At 65.8% G+C, this 16,942-nt stretch carries 18 protein-coding genes; 12 read left to right on the top strand and 6 right to left on the bottom strand.

What is annotated here, in order from left to right; all coding sequences use genetic code 11:
- Window positions 1–34: 34 nt before the first annotated feature.
- Together alaS and ACK8CO_RS01995 are read left to right on the top strand one after the other, a co-directional pair.
- Complete coding sequence (gene alaS, locus ACK8CO_RS02000; protein ID WP_414897988.1) at window positions 35–2,692, top strand: alanine--tRNA ligase; 2,658 nt, start codon at window positions 35–37, stop codon at window positions 2,690–2,692.
- A 4-nt stretch (window positions 2,693–2,696) separates the two neighbouring features.
- Window positions 2,697–2,984 carry a DUF1330 domain-containing protein gene (locus ACK8CO_RS01995; protein WP_080616041.1) on the top strand — a complete coding sequence of 96 codons (288 nt, stop codon included), beginning with the start codon at window positions 2,697–2,699 and terminating at the stop codon, window positions 2,982–2,984.
- Between the two features lie 155 nt (window positions 2,985–3,139).
- Here ACK8CO_RS01995 and typA read toward each other — a convergent pair whose 3' ends face one another.
- From typA to ACK8CO_RS01965, 6 genes are all read right to left on the bottom strand, one after another.
- Window positions 3,140–4,960 carry a translational GTPase TypA gene (typA, locus tag ACK8CO_RS01990; RefSeq protein WP_414897987.1) on the bottom strand — a complete coding sequence of 607 codons (1,821 nt, stop codon included), beginning with the start codon at window positions 4,958–4,960 and terminating at the stop codon, window positions 3,140–3,142.
- A 67-nt stretch (window positions 4,961–5,027) separates the two neighbouring features.
- Window positions 5,028–5,363: a DMT family transporter gene (locus ACK8CO_RS01985; RefSeq protein WP_414897986.1), complete on the bottom strand. Its 336-nt coding sequence runs from the start codon at window positions 5,361–5,363 to the stop codon at window positions 5,028–5,030.
- 14 nt (window positions 5,364–5,377) lie between these two features.
- Window positions 5,378–5,986 (bottom strand): YitT family protein, encoded by a 609-nt coding sequence (locus ACK8CO_RS01980; RefSeq protein WP_414897985.1) that lies wholly within the window; start codon window positions 5,984–5,986, stop codon window positions 5,378–5,380.
- A gap of 128 nt (window positions 5,987–6,114) precedes the next feature.
- Entirely contained in the window at window positions 6,115–7,329 is a 1,215-nt protein-coding gene (locus tag ACK8CO_RS01975; RefSeq protein ID WP_080616045.1) for an NADP-dependent isocitrate dehydrogenase, read from the bottom strand.
- Between the two features lie 223 nt (window positions 7,330–7,552).
- A complete protein-coding gene (locus ACK8CO_RS01970) occupies window positions 7,553–7,801 on the bottom strand; it encodes a hypothetical protein (protein ID WP_080616046.1) in 249 nt (82 codons plus the stop codon).
- Window positions 7,802–7,812: 11 nt separating this feature from the next.
- Complete coding sequence (locus tag ACK8CO_RS01965; RefSeq protein ID WP_080616047.1) at window positions 7,813–8,466, bottom strand: alpha/beta hydrolase; 654 nt, start codon at window positions 8,464–8,466, stop codon at window positions 7,813–7,815.
- Between the two features lie 149 nt (window positions 8,467–8,615).
- Here ACK8CO_RS01965 and ACK8CO_RS01960 point away from each other — a divergent pair, with 149 nt between their 5' ends.
- The 10 genes from ACK8CO_RS01960 to ACK8CO_RS01915 all read left to right on the top strand — a co-directional run bounded on the left by ACK8CO_RS01960 (window position 8,616) and on the right by ACK8CO_RS01915 (window position 16,880).
- Entirely contained in the window at window positions 8,616–9,077 is a 462-nt protein-coding gene (locus tag ACK8CO_RS01960) for an Rrf2 family transcriptional regulator (protein WP_080616048.1), read from the top strand.
- Between the two features lie 79 nt (window positions 9,078–9,156).
- Window positions 9,157–10,203, top strand: coding sequence for a cysteine desulfurase family protein (locus tag ACK8CO_RS01955; RefSeq protein WP_414897984.1), 1,047 nt, complete (start codon window positions 9,157–9,159; stop codon window positions 10,201–10,203).
- A 72-nt stretch (window positions 10,204–10,275) separates the two neighbouring features.
- A complete protein-coding gene (sufB, locus tag ACK8CO_RS01950) occupies window positions 10,276–11,808 on the top strand; it encodes a Fe-S cluster assembly protein SufB (RefSeq protein WP_414897983.1) in 1,533 nt (510 codons plus the stop codon).
- Complete coding sequence (locus tag ACK8CO_RS01945; protein ID WP_414897982.1) at window positions 11,805–12,188, top strand: hypothetical protein; 384 nt, start codon at window positions 11,805–11,807, stop codon at window positions 12,186–12,188. Before sufB ends, ACK8CO_RS01945 begins: the two co-directional genes overlap by 4 nt.
- Window positions 12,185–12,496, top strand: coding sequence for a heavy metal-binding domain-containing protein (locus tag ACK8CO_RS01940; protein ID WP_414897981.1), 312 nt, complete (start codon window positions 12,185–12,187; stop codon window positions 12,494–12,496). The genes ACK8CO_RS01945 and ACK8CO_RS01940 overlap by 4 nt, the downstream gene beginning before the upstream one ends.
- Window positions 12,497–12,507: 11 nt before the next feature.
- The gene (sufC, locus tag ACK8CO_RS01935) at window positions 12,508–13,263 is read left to right on the top strand and encodes a Fe-S cluster assembly ATPase SufC (protein WP_080616053.1); all 756 of its coding nucleotides are present in this window, start codon (window positions 12,508–12,510) and stop codon (window positions 13,261–13,263) included.
- Window positions 13,263–14,549: a Fe-S cluster assembly protein SufD gene (gene sufD, locus ACK8CO_RS01930; RefSeq protein ID WP_414897980.1), complete on the top strand. Its 1,287-nt coding sequence runs from the start codon at window positions 13,263–13,265 to the stop codon at window positions 14,547–14,549. The genes sufC and sufD overlap by 1 nt, the downstream gene beginning before the upstream one ends.
- 1 nt (window position 14,550) lies before the next feature.
- Complete coding sequence (locus tag ACK8CO_RS01925) at window positions 14,551–15,030, top strand: YIP1 family protein (protein ID WP_414897979.1); 480 nt, start codon at window positions 14,551–14,553, stop codon at window positions 15,028–15,030.
- Between the two features lie 34 nt (window positions 15,031–15,064).
- The gene (locus ACK8CO_RS01920; protein WP_080616056.1) at window positions 15,065–15,667 is read left to right on the top strand and encodes a YIP1 family protein; all 603 of its coding nucleotides are present in this window, start codon (window positions 15,065–15,067) and stop codon (window positions 15,665–15,667) included.
- The gene (locus ACK8CO_RS01915) at window positions 15,660–16,880 is read left to right on the top strand and encodes a cysteine desulfurase (protein WP_414897978.1); all 1,221 of its coding nucleotides are present in this window, start codon (window positions 15,660–15,662) and stop codon (window positions 16,878–16,880) included. The genes ACK8CO_RS01920 and ACK8CO_RS01915 overlap by 8 nt, the downstream gene beginning before the upstream one ends.
- Window positions 16,881–16,942: the final 62 nt, after the last annotated feature.

The raw sequence follows: 16,942 nt of genomic DNA, 5'->3' as shown, positions 1-16,942 counted from the left end.
AAACCGGAAAACTCCCCCGAAAGGTCTGAGACCGATGCCCACGCTGAACGAAATCCGCTCGACCTTCCTGAGCTATTTCGAACGGAACGGCCACGAGGTGGTCGACAGCTCGCCGCTCGTTCCCCGTAACGATCCCACGCTCATGTTCGCCAATTCGGGCATGGTGCAGTTCAAGAACCTCTTCACCGGGGTCGAGAAACGGGATTATACCCGCGCCACCACCGCGCAGAAATGTGTGCGCGCGGGCGGCAAGCATAACGACCTCGACAATGTCGGCTATACCGCGCGCCACCATACCTTCTTCGAAATGCTGGGGAATTTCAGCTTCGGCGACTATTTCAAGTCCGATGCCATCCCCTTTGCCTGGGAACTCCTGACCCGCGATTTCGGCATTCCGAAGGACCGGCTGCTGGTCACGGTCTATCACACCGATGACGAGGCGGCCGCGATCTGGAAGAAGGTTGCGGGACTTTCGGACGACAGGATCATCCGCATCCCGACCAGCGACAATTTCTGGCAGATGGGCGATACCGGCCCCTGCGGTCCCTGCACCGAGATCTTCTACGATCATGGTGATCACATCTGGGGCGGCCCGCCCGGATCGGCCGACGAGGATGGCGACCGGTTCATCGAGATCTGGAACCTCGTCTTCATGCAATACGAGCAGTTCGAGGACGGCACCCGGCGCGAGCTGTCGGCGCAGTCGATCGATACCGGCATGGGGCTCGAACGGATCGGCGCGCTGCTGCAGGGCAAGCACGACAATTACGATACCGACCTGATGCGCGATCTGATCGAGGCCTCGGCGCATGCCACCTCGACCGAGCCCGACGGCCCCGGAAATGTCCATCACCGGGTGATCGCCGACCACCTGCGCTCGACCTCCTTCCTGATCGCCGACGGGGTGATGCCCTCTAATGACGGCCGCGGCTATGTGCTGCGCCGGATCATGCGCCGCGCCATGCGCCATGCCCACCTTCTGGGCAGCCAGGATCCGGTCATGTATCGCCTGGTGCCGGCGCTCGTGACCCAGATGGGCGCGGCCTATCCGGAACTGCACCGCGCCCAGGCCTTGATCGAAGAGACGCTGAAGCTCGAGGAAACCCGCTTCATCCAGACCCTCGATCGAGGCCTGCGGCTGCTCGACGAAGAGCTGGCCCGCCTGCCCGAGGGCGGCGATCTGCCCGGCGCGGCGGCGTTCAAGCTGTACGACACCTACGGCTTCCCGCTGGACCTGACCCAGGATGCGCTGCGCGAGAAGGGCCGCCAGGTCGATGTGGCAGGCTTCGATGCGGCGATGGCCGAACAGCGCGCCAAGGCACGTGCCAGCTGGGCCGGATCGGGCGAGACGAAGGAATCGACCATCTGGTTCGAGATCGCCGAGCGCGTCGCCGCGACCGAATTCCTCGGCTACGATACCGAGACCGCCGAGGGCCAGGTGATGGCGCTGGTGGCCGAGGGCGTCGAGGTCAAGGAACTGGCCGCCGGCACCACCGGCTGGATGATCGTCAACCAGACCCCGTTCTATGGGGAATCGGGCGGTCAGGTCGGCGATACCGGCACCTATCTCAAGCCCGAGGGCCGGGGCGAGATCCTCGATACCCAGAAGATGCCGGGCGGGCTCTTTGCCCATAAGGTCACGCCTGCCAAGGCCGCGCTGGCCGTGGGCGACGCGGTCGAACTCAGGGTCGATCACGCCCGCCGTTCGGCGATCCGGGCCAATCACTCGGCCACCCACCTGCTGCACGAGGCGCTGCGCCAGACGCTGGGCGATCATGTCGCCCAGAAGGGCTCGCTGAATGCGCCCGACCGGCTGCGCTTCGATTTCAGCCATGCCAAGGCGATGGCGCCCGCCGAACTCGCGGCGGTCGAAAGTCAGGTCAACGGCTTCATCCGTCAGAACTCGGCGGTCGAGACCCGGATCATGACGCCCGACGATGCCCGCGCCATCGGTGCCCAGGCGCTCTTTGGCGAGAAATACGGCGACGAGGTGCGGGTGGTCTCGATGGGCCGCGCCGCCAGCGGCAAGGGGCATGACGGCCAGACCTGGTCGATCGAGCTTTGCGGCGGCACCCATGTGACGCGCACCGGCGATATCGGGCTTTGCGTCGTCCTTGGCGACAGCGCCTCCTCGGCCGGCATCCGCCGCATCGAGGCCCTGACCGGGCAGGCCGCGCTCGACCATCTGATCGCGCAGGAACGCCGCCTCGCCGAGGTGGCCGAAGCGGTCAAGGCTCCGGCCGCCGATGTCGTCGCGCGCATCCGCAGCCTGGTCGACGAGCGCCGCGCGCTGGAACACGAGGTTGCCCAGCTTCGCCGCGAGCTGGCGCTGGCAGGCCCTGCAGGCGCAGCCCCCGAGGCCCGCGATATTGCGGGCGTGCCTTTCCTCGCCCAGGTGTTGCACGGCATTTCCGGCAAGGACCTGCCGCCGATCATCGACGATCACAAGGCCCGGCTCGGCTCGGGTGCGATCCTTCTGATCGCGGAGGCCGACGGCAAGGCCGCGGTCGCGGCGGGGGTCACGCCGGATCTGACCGACAAGGTCTCGGCGGTCGATCTGGTCCGGGCGGCGGTGGCCGAGCTTGGCGGCAAGGGCGGCGGCGGCCGTCCCGACATGGCGCAGGGCGGGGCGAAGGACGCTGCCAATGCCGAAGCCGCGATCAAGGCGGCCGAAGCCGTGCTGGGGGCCTGAGCCGATGCCCGCGCTCTGGATCGCCCATGTCACCGTGACCGATGCCGAGGCCTATGGCAGATATGCCGAGCTGGCCGGTCCCGCGATCGCCAGCCATGGCGGCCAGTTCATCGCCCGCGGCGGCCGTTTCGTCCAGCTCGAGGGCCGCGAGCGTCCGCGCAATGTGGTCGCCCGCTTCCCGTCGGTCGAGGCCGCGGTCGCCTGCTACAACAGCCCCGAATACCAGGCCGCGCTCGACCATGCGCGCGGTGCTTCGGAACGCGAGCTGATGGTCGTCGAGATCGACGAGTAGCGCTCGTCCGCCGACAGCGAAAGAAAAGGCCGCGCTCCGATCCCGGGCGCGGCCTTTTGCATTTCTTCCTGGCGCAAATACCCAAAAGAAAGCGGCCCCGACTGGGGCCGCCTCTGGAACGTTCGCCCGCAGGGCGTCCGATGGATGTCTCCCGCTCAGCCCGCCGCGCGGGCCTGGCGCTTGCGCTCATGCGGGTCGAGATACCGCTTGCGCAGCCGGATCGAATTCGGCGTCACCTCGACCAGCTCATCGTCGTCGATATATGCGATGGCTTCCTCGAGGCTCATCCGGACGGGCGTTGTCAGCCGCACCGCCTCATCCGTGCCCGAGGCGCGGATATTGGTCAGCTTCTTGCCCTTGAGCGGGTTCACCTCGAGGTCGTTGTCGCGCGAATGCTCGCCGATGATCATGCCCTGATAGACCTGTTCCTGCGCGCCGATGAACAGCTTGCCGCGGTCTTCGAGGTTGAACAGCGCATAAGCCACCGAGACGCCATCCTCGATCGAGATCAGAACGCCCGCGCGCCGGCCCGGGATGGGCCCCTTGTGCGGCGCCCAGTCATGGAACACGCGGTTCAGGACGCCGGTGCCGCGGGTATCGGTCAGGAACTCGCCCTGATAGCCGATCAGCCCGCGCGAGGGTACATGGGCGATGATCCGGGTCTTGCCGGTGCCGCCCGGGCGCATCTCGATCAGATCGCCGCGCCGCACACCGGTCAGCTTCTCGATCACCACGCCCGAGAACTCGTCATCGACGTCGACGGTGACTTCCTCGATCGGCTCGAGCCTCTGGCCGTTCTCCTCGCGCATCAGCACCTGCGGACGCGAGATCGACAGCTCGAAGCCCTCGCGGCGCATGTTCTCGATCAGGACGCCCATCTGCAGCTCGCCCCGGCCCGCAACCTCGAAGGCCTCGCCGCCGGGCGTGTCGGTCACCTGGATCGCGACATTCAGTTCCGCCTCGCGCATCAGGCGCTCGCGGATCATCCGCGACTGCACCTTCTTGCCCTCGCGGCCGGCCAGCGGGCTGTCATTGATGCCGAAGCTGACGCTGATGGTCGGCGGGTCGATGGGCTGGGCGGGCAGCGCCTCGGTCACCTGCGGCGCACAGAGCGTGTCGGCGACGGTCGCCTTCGACATGCCCGCAAGCGTGACGATATCGCCCGCCTCGCCCGTCTCGATCGGCTGCTGCGACAGCCCGCGGAAGGCCAGGACCTTCGACACCCGGAAGCTTTCCAGCATCTCGCCGGTGCGCGAGAGCGCCTTCACGGTATCGCCGGGCCTGACCGACCCGCTTTCGACCCGACCGGTCAGGATGCGGCCGATGAAGGGATCGGCCGAGAGCGTTGTCGCCAGCATGCTGAAGGGCGCGTCGGCCCGGGCCAGCTGCTTCGGCGCCGGGACATGTTCGAGCACCAGCTCGAACAGCGCATGCAGATCCTTGCGCGGCCCGTCGAGCTCCATGTCGGCCCAGCCCGAGCGGCCAGAGGCATACATATGCGGAAAGTCGAGCTGTTCGTCATTGGCGCCGAGGCTGGCAAAGAGATCGAAGACCTCGTTCAGCGCGCGGTCGGGCTCGGCCTCGGGCTTGTCGACCTTGTTCAGCACGACGATGGGGCGCAGCCCCAGCGCCAGCGCCTTGGCGGTGACGAACTTGGTCTGGGGCATCGGCCCTTCGGCGGCATCGACCAGCAGCACGACGCCGTCGACCATGCTGAGGATACGCTCGACCTCGCCGCCGAAATCGGCGTGGCCCGGGGTGTCGACGATATTGACCCGGTGACCGCCCCATTCGACCGAGGTGCATTTCGCCAGGATGGTGATCCCGCGCTCGCGTTCGAGATCGTTCGAATCCATGGCGCGCTCGGCCACGGACTGGTTCTCTCGGAAGGCGCCGGATTGCTTCAGAAGCTGGTCAACCAGTGTCGTCTTGCCGTGGTCCACATGCGCGATGATCGCGATGTTGCGAAGGTCCATGATCTTCCTCATTAAGGGGGTTGCCCTGCGCGATAGAGGCTTTCGGTCCGAAAATCCAGCGCGAATGCTAATGCGCGGCGGTTTTCGAGAAGAGGTGAATGACGAGAATGCCGGCGATGATCATCCCGAGCCCCAGCGCGCCGGGCAGGTCGACACGCTGGCCGAACACCACCCATCCGATCCCCGAGATCAGCACGATGCCGAGCCCGGACCAGATCGCATAGACGATGCCGACCGGCATCACCTTCAGCGTCAGCGCCATGAAATAGAAGGAAAACATGTAGCCCAGCACGACCAGGATCGAGGGCCAGAGCCGGGTGAATTGCTGGCTGGCCTGCAGTGAACTGGTGGCCATGGTCTCGGTGATGACGGCGAGCAGAAGATAGACATAATGCTTGGGCATGGCCCGCTCCGGTCCTAGCGCGCGATATAGCGGTCGCGCCGGTGGTTGGTGGCGATGATCAGGTTCAGCACGGCCGCACCCGCCATCGACCACAGAACGGTCAAGGGCGGGATCACCGCGAAGGCCAGCGCGAAGACCACCGTGTCGAAGCCAAGCTGGACCCAGCCCGCGCGGATGCCGCGGCTGTCCTGCAGCCAGAGCGCCATGATGCCGACACCGCCGAGGCTTGCGCCATGTCGGAACAATGCCAGAAGTCCCGCGCCCGCAGTCACCCCCGCCAGCAGCGAGGCCGCCAGCGGATGCACCGGGCCGATCGCCAGGACATGGGGCAGAAGCTCGGAAAAGACCGAGAGCAGCGCCACCGCGGCAAAGGTCTTCAGAACGAAGGCCCTGCCCATGCGGCGGTAGCCGAGCCAGTAGAAGGGCAGGTTCAGCACGAAGAAGACCGGTCCGAAGCCAAGGCCCGTCGCATAGGCGCCGACCAGCGACAGTCCCGCGATCTGCCCGGTGACCAGCCCCGCCGATTTCAGCAGGCTGACCGAGAGCGCGACCAGGAGCGTGCCGAAAACGAGCCCCTGGATGTCATCCGGAAGCGTGTGGCGCGGGGCGGGCAGGGGCGGCATGTCTGTGGGCATGGGACAGGGAATGGCGTGCGGCGCGGATCTTGTCCAGCGTCCCACGCAAGGAACGCGCAAGGAAAAAGGGCCGACCCTGCGGCCGGCCCTTCCTGTCTGGCGTGCTGATGGGCAGATCAGCCCGCCAGCGCCTTGTTCAGGTTCTCGTCGACCTTTTCGAGGAAGCCCATCGTGGTCAGCCATTTCTGGTTCGGGCCGACCAGCAGAGCGAGGTCCTTGGTCATGAAGCCCGATTCCACGGTCTCGACCACGGTCTTCTCGAGCGTCTCGGCGAAATGCGCGAGCGGCGCGTTGCCGTCGAGCTTGGCGCGGTGCTTGAGCCCGCCGGTCCAGGCGTAGATCGAGGCGACCGAGTTGGTCGAGGTCTGCTCGCCCTTCTGGTGCTGGCGGTAATGGCGGGTGACGGTGCCATGCGCCGCCTCGGCCTCGACGATCTTGCCGTCGGGCGTCATCAGCTGCGAGGTCATCAGCCCGAGCGAGCCGAAGCCCTGAGCCACGGTATCGGACTGAACGTCGCCGTCATAGTTCTTGCAGGCCCAGACGAAGCCGCCATTCCACTTCATGCAGCAGGCGACCATGTCGTCGATCAGGCGGTGTTCGTAGGTGAGGCCCGCCTTCTTGAACTTGTCCTCGAATTCCTGCTCGTAGACTTCCTGGAACAGGTCCTTGAAGCGGCCGTCATAGGCCTTGAGGATGGTGTTCTTGGTGGACAGGTAGACCGGCCAGCCGAGGCTCAGGCCGTAATTCATCGAGGCCCGGGCGAAGTCTCGGATCGAGTCGTCGAGATTGTACATGCCCATGGCCACGCCGGCGGCGGGGGCGTCATAGACCACCTTCTCGATCACCTCGCCATCCTCGCCGACGAATTTCATCGTCAGCTGACCTTTGCCGGGGAAGCGGAAATCGGTCGCGCGGTACTGGTCGCCGAAGGCGTGACGGCCGATCACGATGGGCCGGGTCCAGCCCGGCACAAGCCGCGGCACGTTCCGGCAGATGATCGGCGCGCGGAAGACGACGCCGCCCAGGATGTTGCGGATCGTGCCGTTGGGCGATTTCCACATCTGCTTGAGGCCGAATTCCTCGACCCGCGCCTCGTCGGGGGTGATGGTGGCGCATTTCACGCCGACGCCCACTTCCCTGATCTTCTCGGCCGCATCGACGGTGATCTGGTCGTCGGTCCGGTCGCGCTCTTCGATGCCGAGATCGTAATAGAGCAGGTCGAGGTCGAGATAGGGCAGGATCAGCTTCTTCTTGATGAAGTCCCAGATGATCCGGGTCATCTCGTCGCCGTCGAGCTCGACGACCGGGTTGTCGACTTTGATCTTCGTCATGGGCGCCTCTTTTATGGTGCTGGATTCGCGCTTTCGGTTCGGGTGATAGCGTAAAGCGTGTGACGGGGGAAGATAGTATGCAGTTGTATACGGAAACTGCGGGCAAGAAATCGGCCCGCGTCACATCCGCGCGCCGCGTCCGGCGCCCGTGCAAAGGACGGGCGCGGACCGGCGTCCCGCGGGCGCGGCATGCAGATTGGGGGGGGGCGGGCTGTCGCGGCGGTCAGGCGCCGCCTTTTTCGGGCCCGGCCTTCCGGCCGGTGGCCTGGCTCATCCGGCTGTCCATCACGGCGCGGCCGCGGGCCAGCGCCTGCCGGATCCTGACCGCGCTCACGAAGGCCTCCTGCGCGACCGGCGAGGAGGCGCCGACGGCCTTCGAGATCTCTTCGATCAGCCGGTCGTCGCCCAGCCTGACCGCCGCGTCGAGCGCGTCGCGGGCAAGCTGGTCTGCGAGGTCCTCGAGTGCCGACATCGGCATCTCCCTCAGCGCGTCACCTCGGTCAGGCGACGACTGACATAGGTTGTGACATTCTCGATCATCGGGTCCATATGCGGATCCTGGAAGAAGTGATCCGCGCCCTCGATCTCCTCGTGGGTGACGGTGATGCCCTTCTGCTCGTGCAGCTTGTCGACCAGGGTGCGGGTATCGGCCGGCGGCGCCACGCGGTCGGCACTGCCATTGATGATCAGCCCCGAAGAGGGGCAGGGCGCCAGGAACGAGAAATCATACATGTTGGCGGGCGGGCTGACCGACACGAAGCCGGTGATCTCGGGCCGCCGCATCAGAAGCTGCATGCCGATCCAGGCCCCGAACGAGAAGCCCGCGACCCAGCAATGTTTGGCATTCTGGTTCATCGATTGCAGGTAATCTAGCGCGGAGGCTGCGTCGGACAGTTCGCCCACGCCCTGATCGTACTCGCCCTGGCTGCGGCCGACGCCCCGGAAATTGAACCGGAGCACGGTGAAGCCCATGTTGTAGAAGGCGTAATGCAGGTTGTAGACGACCCTGTTATTCATCGTGCCCCCGAATTGCGGATGGGGATGCAGCACGATGGCAATCGGGGCGTCACGGTCTTTTTGGGGATGGTAGCGGCCTTCCAGACGACCTTCGGGTCCGGGAAAGATGACCTCGGGCATGCGTGTCTTCTCATTCGCGGTAGCTTCGATTTCTTGACGAAATCGGACAGGCTACATAGGACAGGATGAACCCGGCGGAAGCGGGTCGGGGTGCATCCGGAGGTAATCTTCCGCCGGGGCTGCGTCAACTCTTTGCCGGGGGAGCGTCTATGAAACTCAGCACCAAGGGCCGTTATGCCATGGTTGCCCTTGCCGATCTGTCGCTGCAACCGGCCGAGTGCCTGGTGTCGCTGTCGGAGATCTCGAAGCGGCAGCATATCTCGCTGCCCTATCTCGAACAGCTTTTCGTCAAGCTGCGCCGGGCGGGGCTTGTGGAATCGGTGCGCGGCCCCGGCGGAGGCTACAAGCTTGCCCGTCCGGCCTCGGAGATCCGGGTCGCGGACGTGCTGGGCGCGGTCGACGAGACCGTCAGCGCCATGCATACTGGGGCGGGCGTTTCGGGCGGCACCTCGGGCACCCGCGCGCAGTCGCTGACCAACCGGCTGTGGGAAGGGCTCAGCGCCCATGTCTACGTATTCCTGCACCAGACCCGGCTGTCGGACGTGATCAAGAACGATCTCGCGCCCTGTCCTGCGGTTCCGGCGCTGTTCCACGTCGTCGATGAAGAGTGAGCGCCTTCCATAGGCGCAGATCCGCCCGTTTCCACGGCCTCTGACCGTCCGGCGGCGCGGCCAGAAAAGGGGAAAGACCATGCCCGGGCGGGTATATCTCGACTGGAACGCCACCGCACCGCTGCGCCCGGAGGCGCGGGCCGCGATGATCGCGGCGATGGATGCGGTGGGCAATCCGTCCTCGGTTCATGCCGAGGGCAGGGCGGCGCGCGCGATCGTTGAAAAGGCGCGCGCCCGGATCGCTTCGGCGCTTGGTGCGGAGGGCGCCGAGATCGTGTTCACCTCGGGCGCGAGCGAAGCTGCCGCGCTGGCCTGTGGGGGGCGCTGGCTGCAGGGCTCGGAGATCGAGCATGACGCGGTCGCGGCCTGGCTCGATCCCTGTCTGAAACCCGATGGCAACGGCCGGGTCACGCCGCGCCTGCCCCGCGAAAGCGCGCTGCAGCTGGCCAATTCCGAGACCGGGGTGATTCAGGAGATTCCCGAGGGGCTCGCCGTCTGCGACATGACCCAGGGATTCGGCAAGCTGCCGGTCGCCTTCAACTGGCTGGGCTGCGAGATGGGTTTGATCTCTGCCCATAAAATCGGCGGACCGAAGGGGATCGGGGCACTCGTCATGCGCCGGGGTTGCGACATAGAGGCGCAGATTCGCGGGGGAGGTCAGGAACTTGGCCGCCGCGCCGGTACCGAGAACGTGATCGGCATCGCAGGCTTCGGCGCGGCCGCCGAGGCCGCCGCCGCGGATCTGGCGGCTGGAAAATGGGCGGAAATCGCCTATCTTAGAAGTATTCTAGAAAATGTGATTGCGGAATGCGCAAATAAGACTATTTTTGTCGGGAAAGACGTTCCGAGATTGCCCAACACCCTCTGTCTCGCCACGCCCGGCTGGAAGGGCGAGACTCAGGTGATGCAGATGGATCTGGCCGGGTTCGCGGTTTCGGCGGGGTCGGCCTGTTCCTCGGGCAAGCTTCGTCCCAGCCGCGTGCTGACGGCGATGGGGCTGGGCGACGAGGTGGCGTCGTCGGCGATCCGGGTCTCGATGGGGCCGGGCACGACGGAAGAGGATGTGAGACGCTTTGCCGAAAGCTGGCTTGCGGCAGAGACGAAATTCAGGGCCCGCGCCGGCTGACGCTGCCGGGCTCAGGGGAACCCGACGGGCCGCTCGGAGGAGCGGTCCAAGACAGAGAGGCGGAAGACCAGGATGGCTGCTTTGGACAAGGCCGACATGAAAAACGTCAAGGAAGGCGTCGACCGGGAAACGGTCGAGGCCGTCCAGTCGATGGCCGGCAAGTACAAGTATGGCTGGGATACCGAGATCGAGATGGATTACGCCCCGATGGGGCTGTCCGAGGAGATCGTCCGCCTGATCTCGGCCAAGAACGAAGAACCCGAATGGATGACCGAGTGGCGGCTCGAGGCCTTCCGCCGCTGGCAGAAGATGGAAGAGCCCGACTGGGCGATGGTCGACTATCCCGAGATCGACTTCCAGAAACAGTATTACTATGCCCGCCCCAAGAGCATGGCGGAAAAGCCGAAATCGCTCGACGATGTCGATCCCAAGCTGCTGGAAACCTATCAGAAGCTGGGCATCCCGCTGAAGGAACAGATGATCCTCGCGGGCGTCGAGGGTGCCGAGGCCGCGCCCGCCGAGGGCCGCAAGGTCGCGGTGGATGCGGTGTTCGATTCGGTGTCGGTCGGCACCACCTTCCAGAAGGAACTGGAAGCGGCGGGGGTGATCTTCTGCTCGATCTCGGAGGCGATCCGCAAGCATCCCGAGCTGGTGAAGAAATATCTCGGCTCGGTCGTGCCGCAATCCGACAACTTCTATGCCACGCTGAATTCGGCGGTCTTCTCGGACGGCTCCTTCGTCTATGTGCCGCCGGGCGTGCGCTGCCCGATGGAGCTGTCGACCTATTTCCGGATCAATGCCGAGAATACCGGCCAGTTCGAACGCACGCTGATCATCGCCGACAAGGAGGCCTATGTCTCCTATCTGGAAGGCTGCACCGCGCCCCAGCGCGATACCGCGCAGCTGCATGCGGCCGTGGTCGAGATCGTGATCCTCGACGATGCCGAGGTGAAATACTCGACCGTGCAGAACTGGTTCCCCGGCGACGAGAATGGCAAGGGCGGGATCTACAACTTCGTCACCAAGCGCGCTGATTGCCGGGGGCCCCGGTCCAAGGTGATGTGGACCCAGGTCGAGACCGGCTCGGCCGTGACCTGGAAATACCCCTCCTGCATCCTCAGGGGCGATGACAGCCAGGGCGAATTCTACTCGATCGCCATCACCAATAACTGGCAGCAGGCCGATACCGGCACCAAGATGGTGCATCTGGGCAAGAACACGCGCTCGCGGATCGTCTCGAAGGGGATCTCGGCCGGCCAGGCCCAGAACACCTATCGCGGCCTCGTCAGCATGCATCCGAAGGCGAAGAACAGCCGCAACTATACCCAGTGCGACAGTCTGCTCATCGGCGACAAGTGCGGCGCGCATACCGTGCCCTATATCGAGGTTCGCAACAGTTCCTCGCGGGTCGAGCACGAGGCGACCACCTCGAAGGTGGATGACGACCAGCTGTTCTACTGCCGCTCGCGGGGGATGGACGAGGAAGAGGCCGTCGCGCTGGTGATCAACGGGTTCTGCAAGGAAGTGCTGCAGGCGCTGCCGATGGAATTCGCGATGGAGGCGCAGCAGCTGGTGGCGATCAGCCTTGAGGGGTCGGTCGGGTGAGCATGCCGAAGAAGAAGACGGCAGGGGCAGGGCGGGGGGCCGGACGCAGCCCGGCCGGTCTCGCGCGCAGCCCGGGGGGGCGTCGGCGGCTGTCGCTGCCCTCGATCCCGGGCCATGGCGGGCGGCTGGTCCTGACCACGCGGATGCGGCTTCTCATCATCGCCCAGGGCCTGATCTTCTACGCCTCGCTGCAGGACGAGGAGACCATCGAGTGGCTCGCGACGCTGGTGCCGCTGTCGAAGGCGCAGGCGGCGCTTGCCGAAGGGTTGCTCGGGCTCGTGCTGTTCCTGCTCTGGGGGCTGTGCATGATCGCCTGGATGCGCGTCTTTACGCAGGACCGGAGCGGCCAGGACCGTCGCGACAGGGAGGGCCGGACATGATCGTCACCACCACGCCCACGGTCGAGGGGCACAGCATCCTGTCCTATCACGGCGTCGTCGTCGGCGAGGCGATCCTGGGCGCCAATGTGTTCCGCGACCTCTTCGCGGGCATCACCGATATCATCGGCGGCCGCTCGGGCGCCTACGAGGCCTCGCTGGGCGAGGCGCGCGAGACCGCGCTTGCGGAATTGCAGCAGAGGGCGCGGGCTGCGGGCGGCAATGCCGTGATCGGCGTCGATCTGGATTATGAAGTCATCAACAACATGCTGATGGTGTCGGCCTCGGGCACGGCCGTCACACTGAGCTAAGGGATATCGACATGCTGGAAATCAAGAATCTGCGGGCCTCTCTTGAAGAAGAGGGCAAGGAGATCCTGAAGGGCGTGAACCTGACCGTCGGTGCGGGCGAGGTGCATGCGATCATGGGGCCGAACGGCTCGGGCAAGTCGACGCTGTCCTATGTGCTGTCGGGCAAGGGCGGTTACGAGGTCACCGAGGGCTCGGCCACGCTGAGCGGTCTCGATCTGCTGGGGATGGAAGCCGAGGAACGCGCCGCTGCCGGTCTGTTCCTGGCCTTCCAGTACCCGGTCGAGATCCCCGGGGTCGGCAACATGACCTTCCTGCGCACCGCGGTGAACGCCCAGCGCAAGGCCCGCGGCCAGGAGGAGATGGACGCCGCCACCTTCCTCAAGGAGGTCCGCGCCAGGGCCAAGGATCTGAAGATCGACGCCGAGATGCTGAAGCGCCCGGTCAACATGGGCTTTTCAGGCGGCGAGAAGAAGCGCAACGAGATCCTGCAGATGGCGATGCTGGAACCGAAGATGTGCATCCTCGACGAGACCGATTCGGGGCTCGATGTCGATGCGATGAAGCTGGTCTCGGACGGCGTGAACGCGCTGCGCGCGCCCGATCGGGGCTTCCTGGTGATCACCCACTATCAGCGCCTGCTCGACCATATCGTGCCCGATGTCGTGCACATCATGGCCAATGGCCGGATCGTCAAGTCGGGCGGCGCCGATCTGGCGCTCGAGGTCGAGCATAACGGCTATGCCGACATCCTGGCGGAGGTCGCGTGATGGGGCTGCCGCAGGCGAAACTGACCGCGACCGAGGCGCGGCTGGCGGCGCTGGCGATGCCGGTCCAGGCTGGCTGGACCCGGCCGCTGCGCGAGGCGGCGCTGGCCCGGGTGCAGGAGATGGGGCTGCCCGGTCGCCGCGACGAATACTGGCGCTTCACCCGTCCCGACGAGCTGATCTCGGCCGCGCCGGTGGCCGCAGGCGTGCGGCCGCCAGCCGATAACGCGACCTTCGAGGATCTGGACCGCATCCGCATCGTCTTCGTCGACGGCGTGTTCGATGCCGAGGCTTCGGACGATCCGGCCCAGGCCGGGCTCGAGATCACCCGCCTGGCCGAGGCCGAGGGGCAGGATATCTCCTGGGCGGCCGATCTCTACGGCACGCTCGAGGCCCGCGGCCAGAGCCCGGTGCCGCGCCCGCTGGCGGCGCTGAACACCGCCTTTGCCACCGATGGCGTGCTGATCCGTGCGACCGGCCGGGTCGAGACGCCGGTGAACCTGATCTATCGCCATTGCGACGAGACCTCGGATGCGATCCTGCATCACGTGATCCGGGTCGAGCCGGGCGCCGATCTGACCGTGCTGGAAACCGGCCCGGCGGCGGCGCGGTTCAACAAGGTGATGGAGGTCGAGGTGGCCGATGGCGGCGCTTTCCACCATGTGCGCAGCCAGGGCCGCGACCATGACCGCCGCGCCGCGACCCATATCTTCGCGCGGCTGGGGGCGGAGAGCGTCTTCAAGTCCTTCACCCTGACCATGAACGGCGCGCTCACCCGCAACGAGGTGGTGATCGAGCTGGCGGGCGATGAAGGTGTGGCCCATGTCGCGGGCGCCAGCATGGGACACGGCAATTTCCACCATGACGACACCGTCTTCATCACCCATGACGCGGTGAATTGCGAAAGCCGCCAGGTCTTCAAGAAGGTCCTGAAGAAGGGCGCGACCGGCGTTTTCCAGGGCAAGATCCTGGTGAAGGAGGGCGCGCAGAAGACCGATGGCTACCAGATCTCGCAATCGCTGCTGCTTGATGACGAGGCCAGTTTCCTCGCCAAGCCCGAGCTCGAGATCTATGCCGATGACGTGGCCTGCTCGCATGGCTCGACCTCGGGCGCGATCGACGAGGATGCGCTGTTCTACCTGCGCTCGCGCGGGGTGCCCAAGGCCGAGGCGCAGGATATGATGGTGCTGTCCTTCCTGGCCGAGGCGATCGAGGAGATCGACTCCGAGGCGGTGCGCGACGAGGTGGCCGCCAGTCTCGCCGCCTGGCTTCAACGGCACCGGGGCTAGGATGGCTGTCACCACCGAAATGGTCGCGACGTGGCGCGGACCGCGCTCCGCGTTGCGACGGCAGTTGCAGATGGGCCCGCGCGAGGATCGCGCGCTGGTCTATCTGATGATCGCCTGTTTCGTCATCTTCGTCGGGCAATGGCCGCGCCTTGCCCGCGAGGCCTATCTCTCGCCCGAGATCCCGCTCGAGGCGCTGCTCGGGGCCGCGCTGTTCGGCTGGATGGCGCTGGCGCCCTTGTTCTTCTACGGGCTGTCGGCGCTGAGCCATCTCGTCGCACGTCTGTTCGGCGGAAAGGGCAGCTGGTTCACCGCCCGGCTGGCGCTGTTCTGGACGCTTCTCTGCGTCTCGCCGCTCTGGCTTTTGCAGGGGCTGGTGGCCGGCTTCATCGGCGCCGGCGGGGCGCTGACGCTGGTCTCGACCGTTCTTGCGGTTGCCTTTCTGGCGATTTGGCTCTTGTCTCTGGTCGAGGCCGAGGCGTAGGCCCGTGGCCGACGAGACGCAGGATAGCCCGATCATGACCCATTTCAGACCTTCTCTGCTGTCGCTGGCCCGCGACACCGTCACCGACCCGCGCGGCAGCGCCGGGCGGGTGTTGTCACTGGCCCCGCCGCGCGCCGTGCTGTGGGAGGCGCTGGGGCTGGTGGTGATCCTCAGCGTCCTGCTGACGGAACTCGGCGATCTGATCAGCCCGGTGCCGGTCGATCCGATGATGCCGGCTTTCATGCATTACCCGCTGGCGGCGGCGACGGTGCAGGGGGTGCTTCTGGTCGTCACGGTCCATGCCATCGCCGGGATAGGCCGGGTTTTCGGCGGCACCGGCACTCTGGACGGCGCGCTGGCGCTGACCGTCTGGCTGCAATTCATCATGGTCTGCCTGCAGGTCGTGCAACTGGTCCTGCTGGTCGTCCTGCCGCCTGCCGCAGGCCTTGCCGGTCTTTTCGGCGTCGGCCTTTTCTTCTGGCTTCTCAGCCATTTCGTTGCCGTTCTTCACGGATTTCCCTCGGTCCTGAAAACCTTCGCCATGATCCTGTTCTCGATGATCGGGATCGTGTTCGGAATGAGTCTGATCCTGTCGATCCTCGGCATTACCCTTACCGGAGCCATGCCCGATGTTTGACGTGAACGCGATCCGTGCCGATTTTCCCATCCTGTCGCGCCAGGTGAACGGCAAGCCGCTGGTCTATCTCGACAGCGGCGCCTCGGCGCAGAAACCGCAAGCCGTGATCGACGCGGTCACGCAGGCCTATGCGATGGAATATGCCAACGTCCATCGCGGGCTGCACACGCTCTCGACCATCGCGACCGAGAAATACGAGGCCGTGCGCGGCACCATCGCGCGCTTTCTCGGTGCCGCCGATCCGGACGAGATCGTCTTCACCAGCGGCGCGACCGAGGGCATCAACCTCATATCCTATGCCTGGGCCGCGCCGCGGTTCCAGCCCGGCGACGAGATCGTGCTGTCGGTGATGGAGCATCACGCCAATGTGGTGCCCTGGCATTTCCTGCGCGAACGCCAGGGCGCGGTGCTGAAATGGGTCGATGTCGATGCGGATGGCAATCTCGACCCGCAGGCGGTGATCGACGCCATCGGACCGAAGACCAGGCTGGTCGCCGTCACCCATATGTCGAACGTGCTGGGCACCGTGGTCGATGTCGCGTCCATCGTGAAGGGCGCGCATGACAAGGGCGTGCCGGTGCTGGTCGACGGCTCGCAGGGGGCGGTGCACCAGCCGGTGAATGTCGATGCGCTGGGGGCCGATTTCTACGCCATCACCGGGCACAAGCTCTATGGTCCCTCGGCCTCGGGCGCGATCCATATCCGCAAGGAGCGGCTGGCCGAGATGCGTCCCTTCATGGGCGGCGGCGACATGATCCGCGAGGTCCGCAGGGACGGCATCACCTATGCCGATGCGCCGATGAAATTCGAGGCCGGCACGCCCGGGATCGTCCAGCAGATCGGCCTGGGGGTCGCGCTCGACTACATGATGGGCGTCGGCATGGACAATATCGCGGCCCATGAGAAGGCAATCACCGCCTATGCCATGGACCGGCTCGCGGGGCTCAACTGGCTGCAGGTGCAGGGCAAGGCCGACCATCGCGGCGCGATCTTCTCCTTCACGCTGGAAGGCCCGGCGCATCCCCATGACATCTCGACCGTGCTCGACAAGAAGGGCGTCGCGGTCCGGGCGGGGCATCATTGTGCGGGCCCGCTGATGGAGCATCTGGGGCTGAGCGCGACCTGCCGTGCCTCCTTCGCGATGTACAACACCACCCAAGAGGTCGACCGGCTGATCGAGGCGCTCGAGCTCTGTCACGATCTCTTCGCCTGAGCCAGAGCCTTCGGTTCGGGCGGCGATCCGCCTCGTGATCCGGCCCCTCCGCGACCTGCCCG

It is taken from the genome of Rhodovulum sp. HP10 (assembly GCF_047553435.1).
Lineage (GTDB): Bacteria > Pseudomonadota > Alphaproteobacteria > Rhodobacterales > Rhodobacteraceae > Rhodovulum.
The sequence above is the reverse complement of the archived record's forward strand: the minus strand, read 5'-3'. Positions and strand labels throughout refer to the sequence as shown.